This window comes from Roseimaritima sediminicola (assembly GCF_009618275.1).
Classification (GTDB): Bacteria; Planctomycetota; Planctomycetia; order Pirellulales; family Pirellulaceae; genus Roseimaritima; species Roseimaritima sediminicola.
Genome location: NZ_WIAD01000020.1, coordinates 32,518 through 53,961, shown reverse-complemented (window position 1 = coordinate 53,961; position 21,444 = coordinate 32,518). Strand labels below are relative to the sequence as shown.

13 protein-coding genes are annotated in these 21,444 nt (G+C 64.2%); 9 read left to right on the top strand and 4 right to left on the bottom strand.

The features are described from left to right. The first annotated feature begins 2 nt into the window (after positions 1 to 2). Genes GE027_RS11665 through GE027_RS11650 form a run of 4 tightly spaced genes read left to right on the top strand, consistent with a single transcriptional unit; the run spans position 3 to position 3,291 of the window. Positions 3 to 1,583 carry an Nramp family divalent metal transporter gene (locus tag GE027_RS11665; protein ID WP_153557373.1) on the top strand — a complete coding sequence of 527 codons (1,581 nt, stop codon included), beginning with the start codon at positions 3 to 5 and terminating at the stop codon, positions 1,581 to 1,583. A gap of 6 nt (positions 1,584 to 1,589) precedes the next feature. Next, positions 1,590 to 2,582 (top strand): Gfo/Idh/MocA family protein, encoded by a 993-nt coding sequence (locus GE027_RS11660; RefSeq protein WP_153557372.1) that lies wholly within the window; start codon positions 1,590 to 1,592, stop codon positions 2,580 to 2,582. Further along, positions 2,573 to 2,947 (top strand): P-II family nitrogen regulator, encoded by a 375-nt coding sequence (locus tag GE027_RS11655; RefSeq protein ID WP_153557371.1) that lies wholly within the window; start codon positions 2,573 to 2,575, stop codon positions 2,945 to 2,947. The genes GE027_RS11660 and GE027_RS11655 overlap by 10 nt, the downstream gene beginning before the upstream one ends. Further along, positions 2,944 to 3,291, top strand: coding sequence for a histidine kinase (locus GE027_RS11650; RefSeq protein ID WP_153557370.1), 348 nt, complete (start codon positions 2,944 to 2,946; stop codon positions 3,289 to 3,291). The genes GE027_RS11655 and GE027_RS11650 overlap by 4 nt, the downstream gene beginning before the upstream one ends. A gap of 1,303 nt (positions 3,292 to 4,594) precedes the next feature. Here GE027_RS11650 and GE027_RS11645 read toward each other — a convergent pair. Both GE027_RS11645 and uvrA read right to left on the bottom strand, forming a co-directional pair. Continuing rightward, positions 4,595 to 5,182 (bottom strand): hypothetical protein, encoded by a 588-nt coding sequence (locus GE027_RS11645; RefSeq protein ID WP_153557369.1) that lies wholly within the window; start codon positions 5,180 to 5,182, stop codon positions 4,595 to 4,597. A 201-nt stretch (positions 5,183 to 5,383) separates the two neighbouring features. Continuing rightward, on the bottom strand, positions 5,384 to 11,887 hold the full coding sequence (uvrA, locus tag GE027_RS11640) for an excinuclease ABC subunit UvrA (RefSeq protein ID WP_153557368.1): 6,504 nt from the start codon (positions 11,885 to 11,887) through the stop codon (positions 5,384 to 5,386). A gap of 196 nt (positions 11,888 to 12,083) precedes the next feature. Here uvrA and GE027_RS23380 point away from each other — a divergent pair, with 196 nt between their 5' ends. Together GE027_RS23380 and GE027_RS11630 are read left to right on the top strand one after the other, a co-directional pair. Then, positions 12,084 to 12,662, top strand: a complete 579-nt coding sequence (locus GE027_RS23380; protein ID WP_237607470.1) for a hypothetical protein — start codon at positions 12,084 to 12,086, stop codon at positions 12,660 to 12,662. A 130-nt stretch (positions 12,663 to 12,792) separates the two neighbouring features. Further along, positions 12,793 to 13,197 carry a hypothetical protein gene (locus GE027_RS11630; RefSeq protein ID WP_153557367.1) on the top strand — a complete coding sequence of 135 codons (405 nt, stop codon included), beginning with the start codon at positions 12,793 to 12,795 and terminating at the stop codon, positions 13,195 to 13,197. A 93-nt stretch (positions 13,198 to 13,290) separates the two neighbouring features. On the opposite strand, the gene GE027_RS23645 is transcribed toward GE027_RS11630, so the two are convergent. Further along, positions 13,291 to 15,441 carry a hypothetical protein gene (locus GE027_RS23645; protein WP_153557366.1) on the bottom strand — a complete coding sequence of 717 codons (2,151 nt, stop codon included), beginning with the start codon at positions 15,439 to 15,441 and terminating at the stop codon, positions 13,291 to 13,293. 272 nt (positions 15,442 to 15,713) lie between these two features. Here GE027_RS23645 and GE027_RS11620 point away from each other — a divergent pair, with 272 nt between their 5' ends. Continuing rightward, a complete protein-coding gene (locus GE027_RS11620) occupies positions 15,714 to 18,704 on the top strand; it encodes a dockerin type I domain-containing protein (RefSeq protein ID WP_153557365.1) in 2,991 nt (996 codons plus the stop codon). 95 nt (positions 18,705 to 18,799) lie between these two features. Here GE027_RS11620 and rph read toward each other — a convergent pair whose 3' ends face one another. Next, positions 18,800 to 19,507, bottom strand: coding sequence for a ribonuclease PH (gene rph / locus GE027_RS11615; RefSeq protein WP_153557364.1), 708 nt, complete (start codon positions 19,505 to 19,507; stop codon positions 18,800 to 18,802). A 245-nt stretch (positions 19,508 to 19,752) separates the two neighbouring features. Here rph and GE027_RS11610 point away from each other — a divergent pair, with 245 nt between their 5' ends. Both GE027_RS11610 and GE027_RS11605 read left to right on the top strand, forming a co-directional pair. Further along, on the top strand, positions 19,753 to 20,664 hold the full coding sequence (locus GE027_RS11610) for a hypothetical protein (protein WP_153557363.1): 912 nt from the start codon (positions 19,753 to 19,755) through the stop codon (positions 20,662 to 20,664). Next, complete coding sequence (locus GE027_RS11605) at positions 20,661 to 21,170, top strand: CinA family protein (protein ID WP_162006694.1); 510 nt, start codon at positions 20,661 to 20,663, stop codon at positions 21,168 to 21,170. The genes GE027_RS11610 and GE027_RS11605 overlap by 4 nt, the downstream gene beginning before the upstream one ends. The last annotated feature ends 274 nt before the right edge of the window (positions 21,171 to 21,444 follow it).

Sequence of the window (21,444 nt, the reverse complement as noted above, 5' to 3'; positions counted from 1 at the left end):
CAATGAACGATCCTGCTGACAACGACGATCGCGTCCTCCCGCCGCCCGGTTCGCTGCTGGGCATTGTCCGCTATGCCGGCCCCGGCTTGATCGTGGCCGGTTCGATCGTGGGTAGCGGGGAATTGATCGCGACGACCAAGACGGGTGCTCAGGCGGGTTACGCCCTGCTGTGGCTGGTACTGCTCGGATGCGTGATCAAGGTTTTTACGCAGATCGAATTTGGGCGTTACACGCTGATCAGTGGCAAGACCACCCTAGAAGCTCTGTCGGAGGTTCCCGGACCGCGGGTGCGGGGCCGGGGCAACTGGTTGGTGTGGTACTGGATCGCGATGTGGTTTGCCAGTATCAGCCAACTGGGCGGGATCGTGGGCGGTGTCGGCCAGGCCTTAGCGATCAGTGTGCCGATTACCCAGATGGGTCAGGATTACAACCAACTGGAAGACGCGGCGGAGCGTCAATGGATTCTCCAGCGGGCGGCCGCCAACGGCATCCTGGAGGCAGACGAGTCGTTGCCGGCCGCCGAAGCCGAACGGGTTGAGGAGCTTCGCGAGCAGTACGAGTCGCGGTACAGCGTTCGTCAGAGCGGCCGGCGGATCGTGCGTGCTCCGGCCGACCCGGCGATGTGGGCCGCGGTGATGGCGGCGATCACATCCCTGCTGTTGGTCGTCGGTCGTTACCGCCTGATCCAATCGCTGTCCACGGTGTTGGTCGCGATGTTCACCCTGCTGACGATCGGCAATCTATTTCTGCTGCAGCGGCAAGAGGGATGGCGCGTGACCGCGGACGATCTGCTGGAAGGCATGTCGTTTGGCTTGCCGCCGGGTTCGGCCACGACGGCCGTCGCCACCGCCCTGGCCACCTTCGGAATCATCGGGGTGGGAGCCGGCGAGCTGGTCGCTTATCCCTATTGGTGCCTGGAAAAAGGGTACGCGGCGTTCACCGGCCGCTACGACGGTTCGGCCGCGTGGCTGCGTCGTGCCAAGGGCTGGATGCGGGTCATGCAGTTCGACGCCTGGGGCGCGATGGTGATCTACACTTTTGCCACGCTGGCCTTTTACCTGCTGGGGGCGGCTATTTTGAATCCGCTGGATCTGGATCCCAAGGGCACCGGGATGGTGCGAACCCTGGCCGTGATGTACGTCCCGGTGTTTGCCAGCTGGGCCGCTCCGATCTTTTTATTCGGCGCGTTCGCGGTTTTGTACAGCACGTTTTTCGTCGCCAATGCCGCCCACGCCCGGGTGTTCGCCGATGCGTTGCGCGTGGTCGGATTGATCGACGACGACCCGGCCACGCGGCAGAAGTGGGTGACGCGGCTGAGCGGTTTTTTCCCGGTGCTGTGCTTGGTGATTTACCTGGGCGTGGGCGAACCGGCGCGGTTGGTGCTCTTCAGCGGCGTGGCTCAAGGGATCATGCTGCCGATGCTGGCCGCGGCCGCGTTGTACTTCCGCTACCAGCGGTCGCTGCCGGGTTTGACGCCGGGATCGTGGTGGGACGCTTTTTTATGGATCTCTGCCGCCTTGATGGGAATCACCGGAGCGTGGACGATCTACGCAACACTGCAATCCTACTTCACGGCGAAATAACCCACCATGCGTTTTGGAATCCTCGGTACCGGCCGGATCACTCGCCGGCTGGTTGCCGACCTGCAATCGACGGCCGGCATTCAGGTCACGGCCATCGCCAGCCGCGATGCCGAACGAGCCGCCTGGTACGCCCAGCAGTACGGCGTCGCCATCGGCGTCTGCGGTTACCAGCCGCTGCTGGAGCGGGAGGATGTCGACGCGGTGTACGTGGCGTTGCCACCGTCGCTGCACGCCCAGTGGAGCATTGCGGCCGCCCAGCAGGGCAAACACGTGCTGTGCGAAAAACCGCTGGCCTGCGATCCGCGGCAAGCCCGCCAGATCCAGCAGGCGTGCGCGGCGGCCGGTGTGCGGTGGATGGACGCGACCGGCTGGCTGCATCACCCGCGAACCGAGGCGTTTACGCAAATCGCTCGGCAGGGTGAGCTGGGAGCCCTGCGGCACATCACCTCGGCCGTCTCGTTTTTCGAACCCTTTCAGTCCGGCGACCATCGCTTGGTCGCCCAGCTCGGCGGCGGCTGCCTGCTGGACCTGGGCTGGTACGCGGTCGGCCTGCCGATCTGGTTTGCCGGTGTCCCCGAGGCCGTCTGGGCCAGCGGCATCTATCGCGACGACGTCCTGTACCGCGTGACCGCCACGCTGTGGTTCGCAGGCGACGTAACCGCTTCGATTCACTGCGCCTACGACACCTCGACCCGCAAGTGGTTCGAAGTCGCGGGCGAAGCCGGGTCGATCGTCTGCGACGACTTCACGCGATCTTGGCCCGAGCGAACGACGCGTTTTTGGACACACGACCGCACCGGTGCCGCCGTTTCGCACGAGCAGGACGGAAACCAGGAGCAAGCCATGGCAGCCCATTTCCGTGACCCGAGCGTCGATCTCACGCCCTGGCAACGGCAGGCGTTGGCGACGCAGGACACCCTGGCCGCGCTTCAGCGCAGCATCCGGAGCGGCCAGCGTTGTTCCTTGAACGATGCGGAGGCGAACCAATCATGCAAATGATCACGGCCGTCATCCAGCCCACGAAACTGGCCACGGTGCGGGAGTCGCTGGCTCGGCAGGGCATCACACACATCACCGTCCTGGACGCACAAGGCTACGCTCGCCAGCGCGGCCAAACCGCCACCTATCGCGGTGTCGAGTACCAGGTGGACCTGCTTCGCAAGATCGTGATCGAAGCGGTGATTCGCGACGAGGCGCTCGAGCCGGTGCTGGGGATCCTGCGCGACGCCGCTCTGACCGGCAGCGAAGGGCAGATCGGTGACGGCAAAATCTTCGTACTTCCCGTCGTCGACGCGATTCGAATCAGCGACGGGACCAGCGGTCATGGGGTCGCCGACCAAATCCGAACCGAGGACACAAAATGAACGAGCAAGCGGTGTGGTTTCTTTCCGGCGACCTGATGTTCGCCTCCCGCGTGCAAGCGGCAGCCAACGACGCGGGGTTCGCGTTTCGGTTACTTGGCAACCTGCCCGATGAGGACGACGGCCAACCGCCCAGCTGGATCATTCTGGACCTGGCCAGCCGAGCACGATTGTTGCCCGACGTGGTGGCAGCCGGCAAACCCCGCTATCCCGACGCTCGCTGGATCGCCTACGGACCGCACGTGCAGGTCGATTCGTTAAACGCCGCCCGCACCGCCGGGATCGAAACCGTGTTGACCCGAGGCCAATTCAACGCTGCTCTGAACACACTTTTTAGTGGCGAGTAGCGAGAGGTGAGTGGCGAGTGGCGAGAGGTCGAGCCGACGGCGCGCTTTCGCGGGTCTCCCAGCCAAGACGATTTTCTCCGCGGCAATCGCGTGCTGGGCGAAAAAGGTGTGGCCACGCGAACCGCCGCAAACTCAGCCTAAGCACGTCGCAACATTTAATTCGGCTTTACTCTCCCACTGGGAGAGTCGGGCTCTTAGGCCCGGAGAGGGTTTTCGTAGGGCCCTCCCCGGGCCTAAGAGCCCGACCCTCCCGCTGCGCGGGAGGGTGTTGTCGCGGGGTTTCACCCAAAGATTCATGCCGACGTGCTTAGAGCGCGACACAGCCCCTGCCGGCGGTGTCACGGCCTGTCGATTTATTTGAAAACGCATTGCTTAAGTGAGCCGTTTGGGCGATAGCCCTGGTTCTGCGGTGACGAAACCGAGGCTATCGCCTAAACGGCTCAATAAATCGACAGCTCCGTCAACCGCCGGTCCACAGCCTCCACACAACTCAAAGCACCGGAGGGGCGACACTACAACGCGTACCCTGTGTCGCCCTTCGGGCTAGGAGTTTCTAATTGCCCCAACAACCGGGGACTCACGTCCCCGGCAGGGGCTGTGCCGCCCTGCGGGCTAATAACAGCGATCTCTGCGGTGTAATCGGGCCCTGCTGCCTTACTCATTCAGCGCCATCAAAACCGGTACCGCGATCAACAACGCCGTCTGCAGTGCCATCACGAACCAGTACGGCCCCGGCCGCTTGGCTCGTTCAATCAACGCTTGATCTCCCGACCACCCGGCCACCGCAATCCCGGTGTCGCCCGAGCGGCTGGAATTGTCCAGTCTCGCTACCGCACGGGGTTATCGAACAGCGGTTGGACTGTCAATGCTCGTGTCCTGGTGACCGTGCGGACGACGATTTACCGTGCAGCGTCCCGGCAAGCTTCCGTCCAAGTCTTTGGCATCGCTTCATGCCGCAACAACGCGATTTCAGCTTGAATTCGAAGAAATCTTGCGCGGGTATACTCATCGGACGAGCAATAACTCTGAGTGCACTGTGCAGCCCAAAATGCCTCCCGACCTCGCCTCGTAGCAACCATCGTCTTTAATTGTTCCGCTACGGGATCCGCATGGCAAGCCTGCGGGTCGCACCGCGTCTGCGCGAGGGTTTCGCGACAGAGCCGACAGACTCGGTTCAGCAACCAGACTGAGAATTGCCCCCAGCCCACAGCAAGTAGGATGCCTAAGCAGATCGTGAACGTCCAAGTCATTTAACCTTCCTCCTCCATCTGCACGACATCGGTCAAGCTGAAGACAACGCCCCCTACCGCTGGTGGATCGTCATAAAAAAGAACGACGGTTCGCCGGAGGTCGAAGCGGCAATCAATGTGGGCTCGCCTAGCTCGAAGACCTGGGTCGTATCGAACGAGGTTGTCACCATGTCGGGCGGAGCGTCCTCGCTGCCTTGGCCCACCGGGCGCGAGCATTCGAATTCGATCTTTGCCGCGACCTTCTCTCCCGCAGGTTCCGCAGTCAAACGCAGCAGCGTGCCGACCTCACGCTCCTCGGTCCGCCGCGCCGTGACATTGCGATTGCTCACCACGTGGCCGATTGTCACGGTCATCGAACGACCAAACTGGACCATGCTTTCGGCCGAAGCCATGGTCGACAACATGATGACCTCCACCGGGGCCACGCCCTCCGCTTCCCTGGCTTCGGCAATCGCTTCGGCGGTCAACTGCGCGGCGTCGATGTCCAGCCGGTACTCGGACACTGTGATCAGATAGCGTTGCGGTTGCTCGGTTGGCTCCGCCGCGGCGCGTTCCGCTTCCTGTGCGGCCAGCGACGTCGGCAGCAGAAAACAAGCGACTGTTGCCGCGGCGATCAGGCAGGGGAAAAGCAGTCGAGTCATCGTCAGCCCTCGCAGATGGGATGGTGAAGAGTGAATGATGTGATTATCACCATGCGTGGGGGACGGGGCAACGAAAAAGCGAGGGTAGTGGTGGCGCTGGAGTCCAGGCTTTAGCCGCCCGGGCGCCGCATCCATTGCTCCTGGGGCGGGACTTGGACGAGGGAGACAAGGGGCGAATCACCTAAAGGCTAGACGCCAGCGTTACCGGGCCGCTTGGAGGTGGGTTTTGAGAAAGGATTTTAGTTTGCGGCTGCGGAGGTGTTTCAGGTCGGTCAGGTGCAGCGTGACAGCGGTCGTGCCGTCTTTTTCCACCGTCTTGGGCTTGCCGACTTTCATTCCGGCCAACATCTCGGCATCGACCGCTTCACTCGGCGCGGCCAACGTCACCTTCAACGATTCGGGCGTCTTAGTTTCCACCCGGGCCCAGTGCTGCGGGGCTCCGCTTTGCCGCACGGTCACCGCGTCGGGTTGCTCGAAGGCCAACGAATCTTCGCCCGCGATCTCCTCGATCAAATCGAACGCGCGATCCACCAGCTCCAGCGGCCACTGCGGTTTGGCGTTGTCGGGGAAGCCCTTTTCCAAGCTGTGCCAGCGACGTCCTAGAGCTTGCCAGGGCGCGGTCACCAACGCCGCAGCCGCTTCCGAACTGGCCGCCACGGCGGTTTCACCGTCAGCCGGCGTTTGGGTTTCGTTCGATTCCTCGGCGAAGTGCGAACGGTCACCGTTCGAGCTGGGTTTGCCGTTTTCGCCGGCCGGCGGAGTAAAGTGGGCGGTCAAATCGCTGCCGCCCGCGATGTCGCGGCGGGGCAGGGCGGAGGATTCCTGCAGGGCCTCGTGCAGGAATTCTCCGGTGTAACTGCGCGGCATCTTGGCACGCTTGCGGCCCCGGGCTCGCTTGGCTTCCAGTGCGTACTGGCTGACCTGCTCGGGGCTGCCTTGCACGACCACACGGCCCCCGTCCGCACCGGCTTCGGGGCCCATGTCGATGATCCAGTCGGCGCACTTGATCACATCGAGGTTGTGTTCGATGACGACCACCGTGTTACCCGCGTCGACCAGGCGCTGCATCACCGACAACAGTTTGACGATGTCGTCGAAGTGCAGCCCCGTCGTGGGTTCATCCAACAGGTACAGCGTGCGGCCAGTATCGGGCCGAGCCAGTTCGGCGGCCAGCTTGACGCGTTGGGCTTCGCCGCCCGAAAGCGTCGGCGCGGCCTGGCCCAGCGTCACGTAATCCAAACCGACGTCGCAGATCGTCTGCAGGATCCGCGCGATCCGCGGGCGGTCGGCAAACAGCCGCAGGGCGTCGCCGCAGGACAGGTCCAACACGTCGGCGATGCTGTATCCGTGGTACTGCACCTGCAAGACTTCGTCGGTGTAACGTTTGCCGTGGCACTCGTCGCACTGCACCCAGACATCGGGCAGAAAATGCATCTCGATCTTCAACTGGCCCGACCCCTCGCAGGTCTCGCAGCGGCCGGCCGGAACGTTGAAGCTGAATTCGCGAGCCGTGTAATGACGCTCTTGCGCGGCCGGCAGCGCGGCGAACTCCTGCCGCACCAGGTCGAACAAACCAGTGTACGTCGCGGGGTTACTGGACGGCGAATTGCCCAGCGGCGACTGGTCGACGCGGATCACCTTGTCGATATTCCGCAGGCCCTTGATCGCGCTGTGGCGACCAGGTTTGACGCGCGCCCGGTGCAGGGCTCGGGCCAACACCGGATACAGGATGTCGTCGATCAACGAACTCTTGCCGCTGCCCGACGGTCCGGTGATGGCCACGAACACGCCCAACGGAATCGGCACCGTCACGTCTTTGAGATTGTTTTCGGCGGCGTCGTAGATCGTCAGCCAGTTCGGGTCGCGAGCCAGTTCGGCATCGTGCCGGATCACCGGGCGGCGGTTGCTGGGGTAGGGAATGTTGCGGGTGCCGTTGATGTACGGGGCGGTGACCGAGCGCTCGCTGGGCTCGACCGCTTGCGGCGGCCCCTCGGCCACGATCTGTCCGCCGTGCCGTCCGGCTGCGGGGCCGAAATCGCACAGGTAATCGCTGCCGGCGATCACGTCATGATCGTGCTCGACAACCAACAGCGTATTACCGAGGTCGCGCAGGCGGTGGAGGGCGCCGAGCAATCGATCGTTATCGCGCGGATGCAGCCCGATGGTGGGTTCGTCCAGCACGTACAGCACGCCGCACAGGCCGCTGCCCAGCTGCGACGCCAAGCGAATCCGCTGGGCTTCGCCGCCGGAAAGCGTCGCCGCACCGCGGCCGATCGTCAGGTAATCCAGGCCCACATCCAGCAGGAACCGTGTGCGCTGGCGAATCTCGCGGACCAGTTCGCCGGCGACCTTCTTCTGCCGCTTGTCCAATTTCCAGCGATTGACGGTTGTCGCCAGCCGAGCCAGCGGCATGCGGACGTAATCGCCGATGGTAAAATCTTCGAACCGCACCGCCGCCGCATCATCGCGAAGCCGCGTTCCCTGGCAGGCCGAACAATCGATCTCGTCGACGTACTGGTCCAACCGCATCCGCAACTTCGACGACAACCGGGCGGCTTCTTCCAGCGCCGGATAGAACCCTTTGAACTGGAATCGAAAGAGGATCGGCGAGCTGTCGTCGGGATCGGCGTCGACATCGGACTGCCGCACTTCGAACCAACGTTTGCCCGTACCGTGATACAAGGCCCGCCGGTGCAACACCGACAAGTCCTCGATCGGCACGTCCAGCGGCACGCCGGTCTGACGTGAAAAGGCGGCCAGCATCCAACGCGCGACGCCATGCTGGAGGTTCGGCCACAGCAGCGCCGCCCCGTCGGCCAGGGTGGCTCGCGTATCGCTGAGCAGGGCCGCGGGATTCGTGCCCGTCTGCGTGCCCAGCCCCTCGCACTGCGGACACCAACCGACGGCCGAGTTGAAGGAGAAGTGGTGGGGCGTCAGCGGCGTGAAGGACCGCCCGCATTGTTCGCAGGCCAGGTGCTGGCTGTGCCGGATCTCGGTCCACTGGGTTTCGTCGGTGTGTTCGTCGGCCAACGCCAGACTGATCACGCCCACACCCAGGCTCAAACCCTGCTCGACACTGTCGGCGATCCGGCTGCGTTCTTCCTCGCGAACGACGATCCGGTCGACCACGACCTGCAAGCGATGCGTGCGCCGCACGTCCAGCGGCGGCGCGTCGTCGACCGAACAGGTTTTGCCGTCGACTCGCACCCGCGTGTAGCCTTGTTTCTTGAGGTCGGCCCAGATCTCGCGCGGGTCCTGATGCGGGGCTCGCTCCAGCGGGCACAACAACAACGCTCGCGTGCCCTCGGGCAGGGCCAACACTTTGTCGACGATCTGATCCGATGTCTGCGTGCCGACCGGCCGCTGGCAATCCGGACAGTACATCGTCCCGGCGCGAGCCATCAGGATCCGAAAGTAGTCGTAGATCTCGGTCACCGTGCCGACGGTACTGCGGGGCGAATGACCGAGATTCTTCTGCTCCAGCGCGACCGCCGGCGAAAGCCCTTCGATGCGTTCGACGCGCGGCTTCTGGACCTGGCCGATGAATTGGCGAGCATAGGAGGACAGCGATTCGACGTAGCGACGTTGGCCCTCGGCGTAGATCGTGTCCATCGCCAACGACGACTTGCCGCTGCCGCTAGGGCCGCAGAACACGGTCATCGCATCGCGGGGCAGACGCGCACTGACCGAGCGAAGATTGTGCTGCTGGGCCCCGTCGACCAGGATGTCCGTCCCGGAAAATCGCAGCGGGTGATCCAGCGGTTCAGGCTCCGCCGCGGACGCATCCTTGGAATCGCGGCGGCGGACGTCCATCACTTTGGCCAGCGCCCGCCCGGTGTGGCTGTCCGGATGAGCGGCGATTTCGGCGGGCGTACCCGCGGCCAACAAGCGGCCGCCATCGGCGCCGCCTTCGGGTCCCAAATCGATCACCCAGTCGGCCGTCTTGATCACGTCCTGGTTGTGTTCGACGATCAACACCGTATTGCCGCGATCGGTCAAACCATGCAGGACGTTCAACAGCAATCGGATGTCGGCAAAGTGCAGGCCGGTGGTGGGTTCGTCCAGCACGTACAGCGTGCGGCCGGTGGACCGTTTGCTCAGCTCGCGGGAGAGTTTGATTCGCTGGGCTTCGCCGCCGGACAGCGTCGGTGAGGGCTGGCCCAGTTTCAAATACTCCAGGCCCACATCGACCAACGTCTGCAGCTTGGTGGCGATCTTGGGCACGTTCTTGAACAGCGCGAGAGCCTGGGAAATGTCCAGTTCCAGGACGTCGGCGATGGAGTGTTTTTTGAACCGCACGGCCAGCGTTTCGCGGTTGTAGCGGTGACCGCCGCAGACCGGACAGGTGACCCAGATGTCGGCCATGAAGTCCATTTCCAGCTTGTTCGCTCCGTTGCCGTCGCAGGCGCTACAGCGTCCGCCGTCGACGTTGAAGCTGAACCGGCTGGCCGTGTAGCCGCGAGCCTTGGACTCGGGCAGCTGGGCAAATAGATTACGGATCTCGTCGAAGACTTTGACGTAGGTCGCCGGGTTGCTGCGGGGCGTGCGACCGATCGGCGTTTGATCGATCGCGATCGTCTTGTCCAGGTGTTCCAGTCCCTCGATCGACTCGTGCGCACCCGGCTGGCATTCGGCACCGTTGAGCGCCCGTCGCAGGGCCGGTTCGAGGATGTCGCCGATCAGGGAACTTTTGCCGCTGCCCGAAACGCCGGTCACACAGCACAGCGTGCCCAGCGGGATCGAGACGTCGATGTTTTTTAGGTTGTTGTGGGTGGCCCCGCGGATGACCAACTGGCGCTCGTCCGGCCTGCGCAGGGTCTCCGGGACGGCGATCTGTTCTTTGCCCGAGAGGAACTTGCCGGTGATGCTGTTGTTCTTGGCCGCCAGATCTTCGCAGTTGCCCGTCGCCACGACTTGGCCGCCGCGTACGCCGGGGCCGGGGCCGAAGTCGACGATCAGGTCGGCCGCCCGCATCGTGTCTTCGTCGTGTTCGACCACGATCAACGTGTTGCCGGTATCGCGCAGGTGCAGCAGGGTTTCGATCAACCGATCGTTGTCGCGGGGGTGCAGCCCGATGGACGGTTCGTCCAGGATGTACAGCACGCCGACCAAGCCGCTGCCGATCTGGGCGGCCAGCCGGATCCGCTGGGACTCGCCGCCAGAGAGGGTCGGAGCCGTGCGGGCCAAGCTCAGATAGTCCAGTCCTACGCCCAGCAAGAACCCGATCCGCGTACAGATTTCCTTCAGGGCTTCGCCGGCGATCAAACGGCTGGTGCCTTCCAGATGGACGTTGGAAAAGAATTGCTGCAGTCGGTCGATCGACAATTCGGAGACTTCGGCGATCGACAACTCGGGGTCCGCGAAGGTCGGATCGCCGGTGGCCAGCCGGACCGACAGCGCCTGCGGGTTCAAGCGGTGGCCGTGGCAATCGGGACAGTCCATGGTATCCATGAACTTCTCCAGCTGCCTCAGCTGCATCTTGTTGTTCGTCGAGCGGTAGCGTTCCAGCAGTTCGGGGATCAAGCCGGTGAAGGATCCCTGGACCTTGGTCCGTCGCTTGCCGCCTTTCCACTCGAGGTTGATGGTTTCGTCGCTGCCCCACAGCCACAACTGTTGGGCTTCGGGCGGCAGTTTTCGCCAGGGCGTCTTCAGCGCCGCGCCGCTCTCCAGGTCCAGCGTCTTCTCGATCCAGCGGGCCGCACCGGTGTAGATCTGGCGGCGGTAGCGGCCGATGTCGCCCCATTTGCCCAGCAGCGTCACGGCGCCGTGACGCACCGACAAGGCGTCGTTGGGAATCAGTTTTTCGGGCACGAAGGTGTACAGATGCCCGAGCCCGTCGCAGGACGTGCACATGCCCTGGGGGCTGTTGAAACTGAACAACTGGGGCGAGGGGGCCGGAAAGCTGCGGCCGCACTGGGGGCAGGCGTACTTGGCCGAAAACAGCACGTCCTCGGTGGCCGCGGGCATTTCCTGCCCGTCATCGCCGGGGCTGAGGGCGACGATCAAGTTGCCCTCGCCCAGTTTGAGCGCCATGTCCAGGGCTTCGGCCACCCGGCCTCGTTCGCGGTGCTCGGCGTCCACGCGATCCACGACGACTTCCACATCGTGGCGATGCTGGCGGTCCAGCTGGGGCGGTTCGGCCAGGACGATGAACTGGCCGTCGACGCGGGCCCGAGAAAAACCTTGTTTGCGGAGGTCTTCGAAGAGGTCGCGAAACTCGCCCTTTTGACGCCGCACCAGCGGAGCCATCAAGACCATCGTCTGCTGGGCCGGCAGGGCCAGCACCCGGCCCAAAATCGCGTCGCGGGTCTGGGCCGCGATCACCTGGCCGCAATCTGGACAGTACGGCGTGCCCACACGCGCGTACAGGACGCGCAGGAAGTCGTAGATCTCGGTGACCGTACCGACGGTACTGCGGGGGTTGTTGCCGGTCGATTTCTGGCTGACCGATATCGAGGGACTCAGCCCGCTGATGTATTCCACGTCCGGCTTGGGCATCTGGCCCATGAACTGCCGAGCGTAATTGCTGAGCGATTCGACGTACCGCCGCTGGCCCTCGGCGTACAGGGTGTCGAAGGCGAGCGACGATTTCCCGCTGCCCGAAACCCCGGAGAAACAAATTAATTTGCCTCGCGGCAGCTTGAGATTCACCCCGCGGAGGTTGTGTTCGCGGGCGCCTCGGACGGTGATTTCCGTTGTCGTCATATCAGATAAGGTACCGCGTTCTGCCAAAAGACCGAAGCCACGATTGTCAACCTCCCAAACGATTCCGAACAGGGGGCGCCCCCTTTCAGGGGTCAGCGTTTCAGCGGTCTGCGTTTCAGGGCTCGCCCAGAACACGGTAGACTAGCGTCATCCCCGTGCCCTGTTTCCCGTGTACCGATCTTCTAAGGAGCGAACGATGCGTACCCACCGGAACTTGGTCCTGCTGCTCTGCTGCATCTGGCCGGCCGCCCTGCTCGCAGCCCAACCCCCAGCCGGCGGCGCCCCCGACGGGCCACCGACGACCAGCGGCCAGCCGGCGGCGGACAAGCCGGCGGCGGACCAACCGGCGGCGGGAAACCAGGACCAGAGGAGCGAAACCGACGAACAACGCAATGCCCGGTTTGCGAAGTACATGACCGGGGCCCGCTTCGTCGGCCGCTTTACGGTGCTGGGCGCCGACGATGCGGCGATGCCTGAGGAAGAATACACGATTCGCAAGTGCGAGAAACTGCCCGAGGGGGATCGGTTCCGTTTTACCGCCCGCATCCGCTATGGCGACACCGATACCGAATTGCCCATGGATCTGCCGGTGAAGTGGGCGGGCCGCACGCCGATGATCACCCTGGACAACCTGTGGCTGCCCGGCATGGGCACGTTTTCCGCTCGCGTGGTCATCCACCATGGCCGCTATGCCGGCACCTGGGACCACGGCGAAAAAGGCGGGCACCTGTTCGGCCGGATTCTGCCGGCCGGAGAGGAGGCGGAAAAAGAGTAGCTCGGCTGTCCCGGCCGAGAAAGCCACGACACGTTGCCCTTGCGTCGGGATCGGCCGATTGGCTACAGCCGCAGTTGGGATGCTCCGGCATCGGACTGTTGCTTGCGCCTCGTGTTTTGGGACCCCTCGTATGCGAACCCGTTCTGCCTGCCTCCGTTCTCTCTGCACAGGACTGCTCGTCGCCGCTTGCTTTGCCGCTGCCAGCGGTGAAGCGTCGGGGCAGATCGTCGCTCCTCAGGGCTTCACCGCTCGAGACCACGTGGCGTCGCTGGAGGATCAATTGATCAACCGCCTGCGAGCGGCCGAAGAACAACAACGCGGCTACATCCGCCGCGTGACCGCTGCGGTCCGCAGTGGCCAGCTGGAATCGCGACTGGTCGTGGCGATCTATCGGTACTCGCTGCTGCGCTACCCCCAGTACCCGTTCCCGTATTTCGAGCGAGCCATGCGCTACGAAGCGGGCAAACGAGGTGTGTACCTGCCGCCGGTGCAGCTGATTGCGACCACGCCCGGTGAAGCTCGCTCGTTGCGGTAGCCCAGCCGTACAGAGCAGCTCGGCTGTCCCAGCCGAGAGCCACACGGTCCACGGCTGGGACAGCCGTGCGGCAATCGAAGCCGATGTATACGGCTAGGGTTCGATCTGTTGCCGGATGATCGTGCGCCGTTCGGCGGGGCTTCCATAGATCAGAACCAGGGCGTCGTCACCGCCGAACAGATGCATCGCCGTGGCGACTTCGGGTTCGGTCAACAGGTCACGCGACTGAAACAGCCGCACCTCGGCCATACTGGCCAGATCAAATGCCGGAGCGGTCTCCAGCAGTTTGGCGATCCGAGCCTTGGCCTGAGCCGCCGAAACCGCGGGCAACTCCGCCACCTGCAGCTTCTCGTCGATCACGTCAAACATCGGCAACACCGCTTCCTCGACGTACTTGGGTTCGGACGTCTGTTTGGCCTGCACCAGCTTGTAACACTCGACATTGTCCAGGCGTTTGGAAGCCACCACGGTCTTGCCGTCGGCCACGTTGATCACGCGCACGATGGTCCGCGTCTTCTTTCCTCCCTGAACGATGACGTCGAAGTGGAAGAGGAACTGCAGGCCGTTTTCTTTGGCAGCCGAGAGGGCCTCGGAAAGCGGCATTTCGCCGACAAAAACCATCCCCGGGCGCCAGCGGGGTAGCGCCGGACTGAAACGCGGAGGAGCCGGGGCCGCGGCTCGAGCCGCCCCCGGACGATTCGCACCGCGCGCCATTTCGCCCGGTCCGCCCGGTCCGCCCGGCGCCATGTAATCGGCGGCTTCGGCGCCATAATCGGCGCCCGAACCGGCCGGGGCACCGACGCCATAGCCTTCCATGCCGGCCCGCATTTGCGCGGCCGGATCGGGGTATCCGCCGGCCGGATCCTGGGACGCGCCGTAGCCCTCCGCGCCGTAGCCTTCCGCACCGTAACCTTCCGCACCGTAACCTTCCGCACCGTAACCTTCCGCGCCGTAACCTTCCGCGCCATAGCCCTCAGCGCCATAGCCCTCAGCGCCATAGCCCTCGGGGCCGTAACCTTCGGGGCCGGCGTCCATCATGGCGGAGGGATCTCGGATGGCTTCGCCGGTACGCTCGTCGATCCGCACGCTGCCGCCGCGATTGGCTCGCGCCGGCGGAGGCGTGACCTCCACATTTTGAAACGCTTTACCGAAGGCGCCGTTGGCAAAACGAGTATCGAACTGTCGGCCCACGACATCGGAAACAAGCCCCAGACTCTCCGCCAAGGTCTGATCGACCCGATTGGAGGCATCTCCGCCCGGCGTTCCACCGCGTCCGGCAGGCAGCATGCCGCCTTCCATACCTCCCATACCTTCCATCCCATAGCCGCCTTCGGGCGATTCCATTTCGGGAGAAGCCATTTCGGGAGATTCCATTCCTCGGCCGCGACCACGGCGTCCGAATCGACCGCCCGCGGCGCTGCGTTCGGGCAGGGGCGAGGACATGCCCTCGACGATCGGATGCGGCGTCTCGGTGGCATCGGCGCGGACGTGCAGGGAGGCTCCCCAGCGAACGAACCAGACGGGTTTAGCCAGCGCGCGGCTGTAGGCCACATCATTCAGCGCCGGGCCCGCCAGTTCGTATTCGCTGGCCATATGCCCGTACAGATACTGCAGCGCCAGGGCTTCGTCGCCGCCGACGAAGGCCTCGTTGGCCAGCTCGCGAAACGTTTTGATTTCTTCCCGGCCCTGTTTATCTCGAACCGTCTGAAACACGCTAGCCAGTTGCGGGCCTACGCCCTGCAGGCTTCCGGTAACGGCTGCCAGCATTCCCGAGGACTGCCGCTGGGGCGTCTGGCCGTACATGCCCGCGGCGCCGTCCATCGATTCGCCACCATACATGTCGTATGGCTCGCCTCCGGGCCCCATGCCGTACTCCTCGGGCCCCATGCCGTACTCCTCGGGCCCCATCCCGTACTCTTCGGGCCCCATGCCGTATTCTTCTTCGCCACCACCGCCCCGCGGATCGTCCATATAGCCTTCCATGTACGCCGCGTCGTCGCTGCCGCCGCCACCGCTTTCGCCGGGCGCACCGCCGCTTTCGCCGGGCGCGCCGCCACTTTCACCGGGCGCACCGCCACCGGGGTCGGAATCGCCGGGGGGGCCTACGTCTCCGGAATCGGTCGCCGTGGAACTGGCCACCGGACCGGGATCGGCGTCGCCTCCACAGCCGGCCATCAGCGGCAGCAGGCAGAGCGGGGCCAGGAGGACATTCAGAGAGATCGCAGAAAGACGGATCCGAAACATCGAAAGGACTTTCTCGGCAAGATGATGAGAGTCGGCATAAAAGACGCGTAAAAATCGCGTAACCGCTGGCCATTCTAAGTGAAAGTGCGGTACATCGGGGTGTTTTTTCGCGTTCTATTCTTGTCGGAAGTAAAAATCCTGGAACAATCCCTCTGGGGTGGTTCATAATCGGTAAAAAAATACCGGAGGGTGGAGGAACTTACCGCCCCCCAGCGGCGTCCAAGCTGGTCCCCAGAGATTTTTGCTGATTTACATGATCGCTCAGGTTATTTATGTCTGCCCGCCCTAATCGACGGCCCACCCGTCGTTCAAGCCAAGCTCGTCTCGCCAGTCGCCGTGTGCTGCGGATGGAGCGGCTGTGCGATCGTCGTGTTTTGGCGACCATCAGCGGGATGGTGTTCGAAGATGCGAACCAGTCCCAGCGACAGGACGCGGACGAATCCGGACTGGAAGATCGCATCGTGTACCTGGACCTGAATCAGGACGGGGCTCCGAACCTGGGCGAACCGCTCCAGCGGACCGACGACGGGGGCGGGTTTCAGTTCTCCGGCCTGGCTCCGGGCGAGTACGTGGTGCGTCTGTTCAACGGCACCCAATCCCAGCGGCAGACCAGCCCGGTGTTCGGCCGGTTGGACGACAACCTGATCCAGGTTTCGGACGTCGCCCTGCGGGCGGCCAACGACGACGGGTCGGCCGTGTACGGGTTGGTCGAACAGTCGTTGGTCCGCATCGACCCTGCCAGCGGCGAAACCACGACGATCCCGCTGGGCGGCAAGGGAGCTTCGATCCATCCTTTGCCCGACGGTACCCTGTTGGTCTTGGCCGACACGACCGATCCCCCGGCGACTCCGGCGTGGATCGTATCCTTCGAAAATAATTCGGCCGCAGCGATCGATCTGGGCCTGGGCGAAGACGAAATCGGCTGGGCGTCGGCCGCGATCAACCAGCACGGTGAAGGAGTCCTGGTCGGTCAAGACGCTGTGGGTGGGCGAACCGTCCTGCGAACGCTGGCGTTTGAAGACGACCGCTTGATTGCCACGCCGACCACCAGCGAACTGGAGGCCGGTTCGCACGTGATCACCAACTGGCAGTCGCCGCTGTCGCTGTTTGCGATTCCCGGCGAGGATGGCCTGCAATTGATCCAGTGGAGCAATGCGACGCGGATGCCCATCGAGGGCGGCACCGGCACGGTCCCCGACGGGACTCGGCTGGAAGCCTTCGACGAAGCCGCCAGCCTGGCGGTGGTGCGGGACGCCGCAGGCGATCTGCTGGTCCTGGATGTCGCTAACAGCTACGCCCTGCTGGCCCGCGTGCCGGATTTGCCAGGCGAAGTCACGATCGACGGGCTGCGGCAATTGCTGTACGGACGCGATGCCGATTCGAATCTGGTGATCTACGACTTCGCCACCCAAGAAACCGCCGCGACGGTCTCGGTATCGCTGCCCCGCGTGGGCGACATGTTCCTGCTGGACGAAGGTCGCTCGTTGATCATGGGTGGCGATTACGCCGTGCTGCGAGCGGAACTGGATGTGCCCACCGGCCACCGCGTGGAACTGGACTCCGAACAAGCTTCGGCGGACGTGCTGTTCGGATTATTCGTCCAGCCCGAGAACACGCCCCCCGTCTTCGTTTCCTCACCCTCGTTGACCACGGCCGAAGACACGCCGCTGACTCGGCCCGCCCCACACCTGTTGGTCCACGGCGGTGATCCGGATCCCGGCGATCGGGTCATCGTGCTTCGCGGCGGGACCCCCAACCTGGGCAGCGCAGACGTGGGTCCCGATGGCAGCTTCCGGTATCTCCCCAACCAGGATGTATTCGGTCGCGACGCCTTTGAAATCCTGCTGCACGACGGACGCAGCGCCTCGGAACCGACCGATCTGGAAGTCAACATCACGCCGGTCGACGATCCCCTCGGGCCTTGGGTCGTGGACCTGCCGGAAATCATTCCGGAGAACCTGGTCGGACCCGTCGCCATCGGCCCGGTGACCGTGATCAACGTGGATGTTGGCGAGGAGGTCATTTTTGAGGTCGACGACCCGCGTTTCAAAATCGAGGACGGCCAGCTGATCTTGCTCGAGGGCGTCGAGCTGGATTTTGAAACCGAACAGGCGATCTATCTGACGTTGATCGCCTATGTCGCCTACCCGGACGCGCCTCCCGAGGGCATCGAGACCTCGGTGCTGCTGCAGGTGAGCGATTCCAACGATGCCGTCACCGGCGTGGTCCTCCACTCCCCGACCCCCATCTACGAACACGCCCCCGGGGTGACGATTGTCGGCAGCGTGTCGGCCGAAGACGAAGATGCCTCCGGCGATTACGAGTTCAGCGTCGATGATTACCGCTTCGAAGTTGTGGACGGTTACCTGCAGCTGAAGGCCGAGCAGGAACTGGATTACGAAACCGACCGAGACCTGGAAATCACGATCACGGTCACCGATGGACCGTTCGAAGCGTCCAGCGAGTTCGTGATCGAAGTCATCGATATCAACGAGCCGATGACGAGCATTGAATTCGCTGCCGACAGCGTGACCGAACGAGTCGAAGGGGCCGTCGTCGGCGAGATGCACGTCGAAGATCCGGACCTGACGCCCACCGCCCGGCTGTCAGTCGACGACGGCCGGTTCGAGTTTGTCGGCACCACGTTGAAACTGCGAGACGGTGTCTCGGTCAGCGTTTCCGAGCAGCAGCAGATTCACCTGATCCTCACCGCTCACGATCAAAGCGATCCGCCGGCGACGCTGTCGTTGCCGGTAACGCTGAACGTGACGGAAAATCCGCTGCCCTTCCACAATCCGGTCGAACCGCTGGACGTCGATGGCATCGATGGGATCGCCCCCCGGGACGTCCTGCTGATCATCAATTACCTGAACCAACACGGTCCGGGGCCGATCGAAAAACCCAATGTCTCCGGCGCACCGGTCTACTACGACGTGAACGGTGATGGCTGGGTCACGCCGCTCGATGCGTTGTTGGTAATCAACCGGTTGAATCTCGACGGCCGCAGTGAAGGGCAGGTGAGCGCCGAGGGCGAGGATGAAAGTCCGCAAGGCGAGGCCATAGCCGGCCCCAGCAATCCGAGCAACGGTTTTGGTGCCGGCGCCGAATCGCCCGCCCTGGTGACCCACCGAACCGAACGAGGCTCGGCCAGTGGCTTCCGCGGCGACGCCCTGTCCGCCGCGATCCCGCCCGCGGCGATCGATCGGGCGGTCAGCAGTTTCTTTGCCGACGACGAAGACGAAGACGACGAGCCACAGTTTTAGGCTAGCCTAGTCCGTAGCTGAAGTCGCCAGACTTTGGACCGCCGCTTCGATCCAAGCAACCATCATCTTCACAGGCTGGAAGCCGATTCCACTGTTTAGACCATGGTTCCGAGCAGTTCGCGTTGGCGGGCGGAGAGTTGTTCGATGCCGCGTCGCGCCAGCTGCAGCATTTGGCTCAGCTGGGCGTCATCAAAGGTGGCTTCTTCACCGGTGCCCTGAAGCTCCACGAACCGGCCGCTGCCGGTCATCACCACGTTCATGTCGACGGCGGCGGCGAAATCCAATTGGTAATCCAGGTCCAGCACCACTTGGTCCTCGACCACGCCCACGCTGACCGCGGCCACGCTATCGACCAGCGGGGCCGTGCCGATCGAGCAATCGGGCAGCTCCGAGCGGATCGCGTCGACCATCGCGATGTAGCCGCCGGTGATAGCCGCGGTGCGTGTCCCGCCATCGGCGTGCAGGACGTCGCAGTCGACGGTGACCATGCGTTCGCCCAGGGCCACCAGGTCGACCACGGCACGCAGCGAGCGACCGATCAGCCGCTGGATCTCGGTCGTTCGGCCGTCGACCTTGCCCCCGCGATCGCGCGATTTGCGGCTGTTCGTGCTGTGGGGCAGCATCGCATATTCGGCCGTCACCCAGCCCTTGCCTTGGCCTTCCATCCAGGGCGGCACGCGGTCGGTGATCGACGCCGTGCACAGCACGGCGGTTTGGCCGCTGCGGTACAGCACGCTGCCCGGGGCTTGTCCCAGAAAGGGGCGTTGAATCTCCACGTCGCGTAGCTGGTCGGCGGGTCGCATACAGGGGCCTGAAGGTTTGGAGGAGGAGCGCTGGGTGAGACTGATCTTTCGAGGTCCAGTCGATAATGCTAAGAGTGATCCTCAAAGCATCAAGGTGTTGTCGGAACACATTCCGCCCCAGCCCCACAAAAAACCAGCCGGACGGCCCAATGAACCACTCCCTTGCAACTCGCCGCCCCCTTTCTTGGTTGCGAGCTTTGTCCAACAACAAAGTGAACCAGTTGAATCCAGGGCAGAGCAGGGTTTTGAAGCGGAGTGGAGCCAGGATCTGGGGCGGCCTGCTGGTCGCCGGGACCGTGCTGGGCGGCGCGAGCGGCTGCCAACAACCCAACGGCCAGATGGCCCTGCCCAGCAATCCCATGGTCGGGTCCACGCGCGTGCCCGCCCCGCCGACCGGCAGCGTCGGAGCCAACGGTTACACACCCGCCCCCTATCAACCGGCGACGGCCGTCGGTCAAGCCGCCGTGGGCCTGCCGGCCAGCGACCTGGTGGCACAAATCGGTTCGGCCGCCACCCCGCAATTCACCGCGGCGACCAATGTGCCGCCGGCCGGTTCGTTCGCGACGCGCGGCACCACCCAGACGCCCGCCCAGCCCTCCACCCAGTTCCCGGCGCCCCCGGCTGGTGCGGTTGTCCCCGCGGCATTCGCCGCAACCGGGGGCTCGGCCCCATCCCCGGCGGGCCTGTCGCCGGCGGGCTTTCCTCCGGCGGGCCTATCTCCGGCGGCTGCGCTTCAGCAGGCGTCGTACGGCGACACGGCCCACGCCAGCGTCGCGTCCGCCCCGGCCGTGGCGCCCCAGTTACGCGGAATGCAGGTCAATGATTTGACGCCTGCCGGACAAGCGCCACACCTTCATTTCCAACAACCGCAGCAGGCACCGCGGACGATCTACCCCCGCCCGATCACGCCCAGCCCGATCACGCCCAGCCACATGACGTCCAGTCACCTGTCGACCGGTCCTACGACGGCCGGCACCTCGACGCACTCCACCACGACCGGTGCGGGGCAGGCCACCGTCCCCACCGACAACTGGGGCGCCGTCGGTTCGGGCGTCGCTCCGGCCTCCTCGAACACGGTATCGCGTCCGATCGCTGACAACACCGCCCGGACCCAGGACCAGAATCTGCCTTGGCGAGCTCCGACGAGGGCGCGATGAGCGGCGCGGATGCGACATCGCTCGCCCAGCGGCTGGCCCAGCGTCTGGCCGAGCGACGATGTCGGATCGTGTTTGCCGAAAGCTGTACCGCCGGACTGATCGCCGCGACGCTCGCGGCCGTCCCCGGCATCTCGCGGTGGCTGTGTGGATCGGCCGTAACCTACCGCGAGGCCACCAAACAAACCTGGCTGGGTGTTTCGGAACAGACCCTGGCCCAGTTCACGGCCGTCAGCGCCCAAGTGGCCCAGCAGATGGCCTGGGGGGTTCTCGAAAAGACGCCCGAAGCCGACCTGGCCGTTTCGATCACCGGGCATCTGGGTCCCGGAGCCCCCACCCCGCTGGACGGCATCGCGTTTGTCGGCTGGTGTTTTCGCCCCGCGACCTCGCCGGCCGCGGTCACGGTCGAGCGGCTGCAACTGGCCGCCGCCTCGCGCGGCGAACGTCAACGCGACGCCGCCAAAGCAGCCTTACAGATCGCTCTCGATGCGTTGGCCGAGGCCGAATGAGTAGCACGGCTGTCCCTAAGTAGCACGGCTGTCCCAGCCGTGAACAGAGAGTGTTCTTCGGCTGGGACAGCCGAGCTACTTTTTTTGCTGCGTCTCGGCTGGGACAGCCGAGCTACTTTTTTTGCTGCGTCTCGGCTGGGACAGCCGAGCTACTCTGGCTGAAAAAAAACGTTCCGGTGGCGGTTCGGCCTGTCGATTTATGAAGCCGCCAGAGCGTTAGCCTCGGTTCCGTTATCGCAAAACCGGGGCTATCGCCCAAACGGCTCACCTAGGC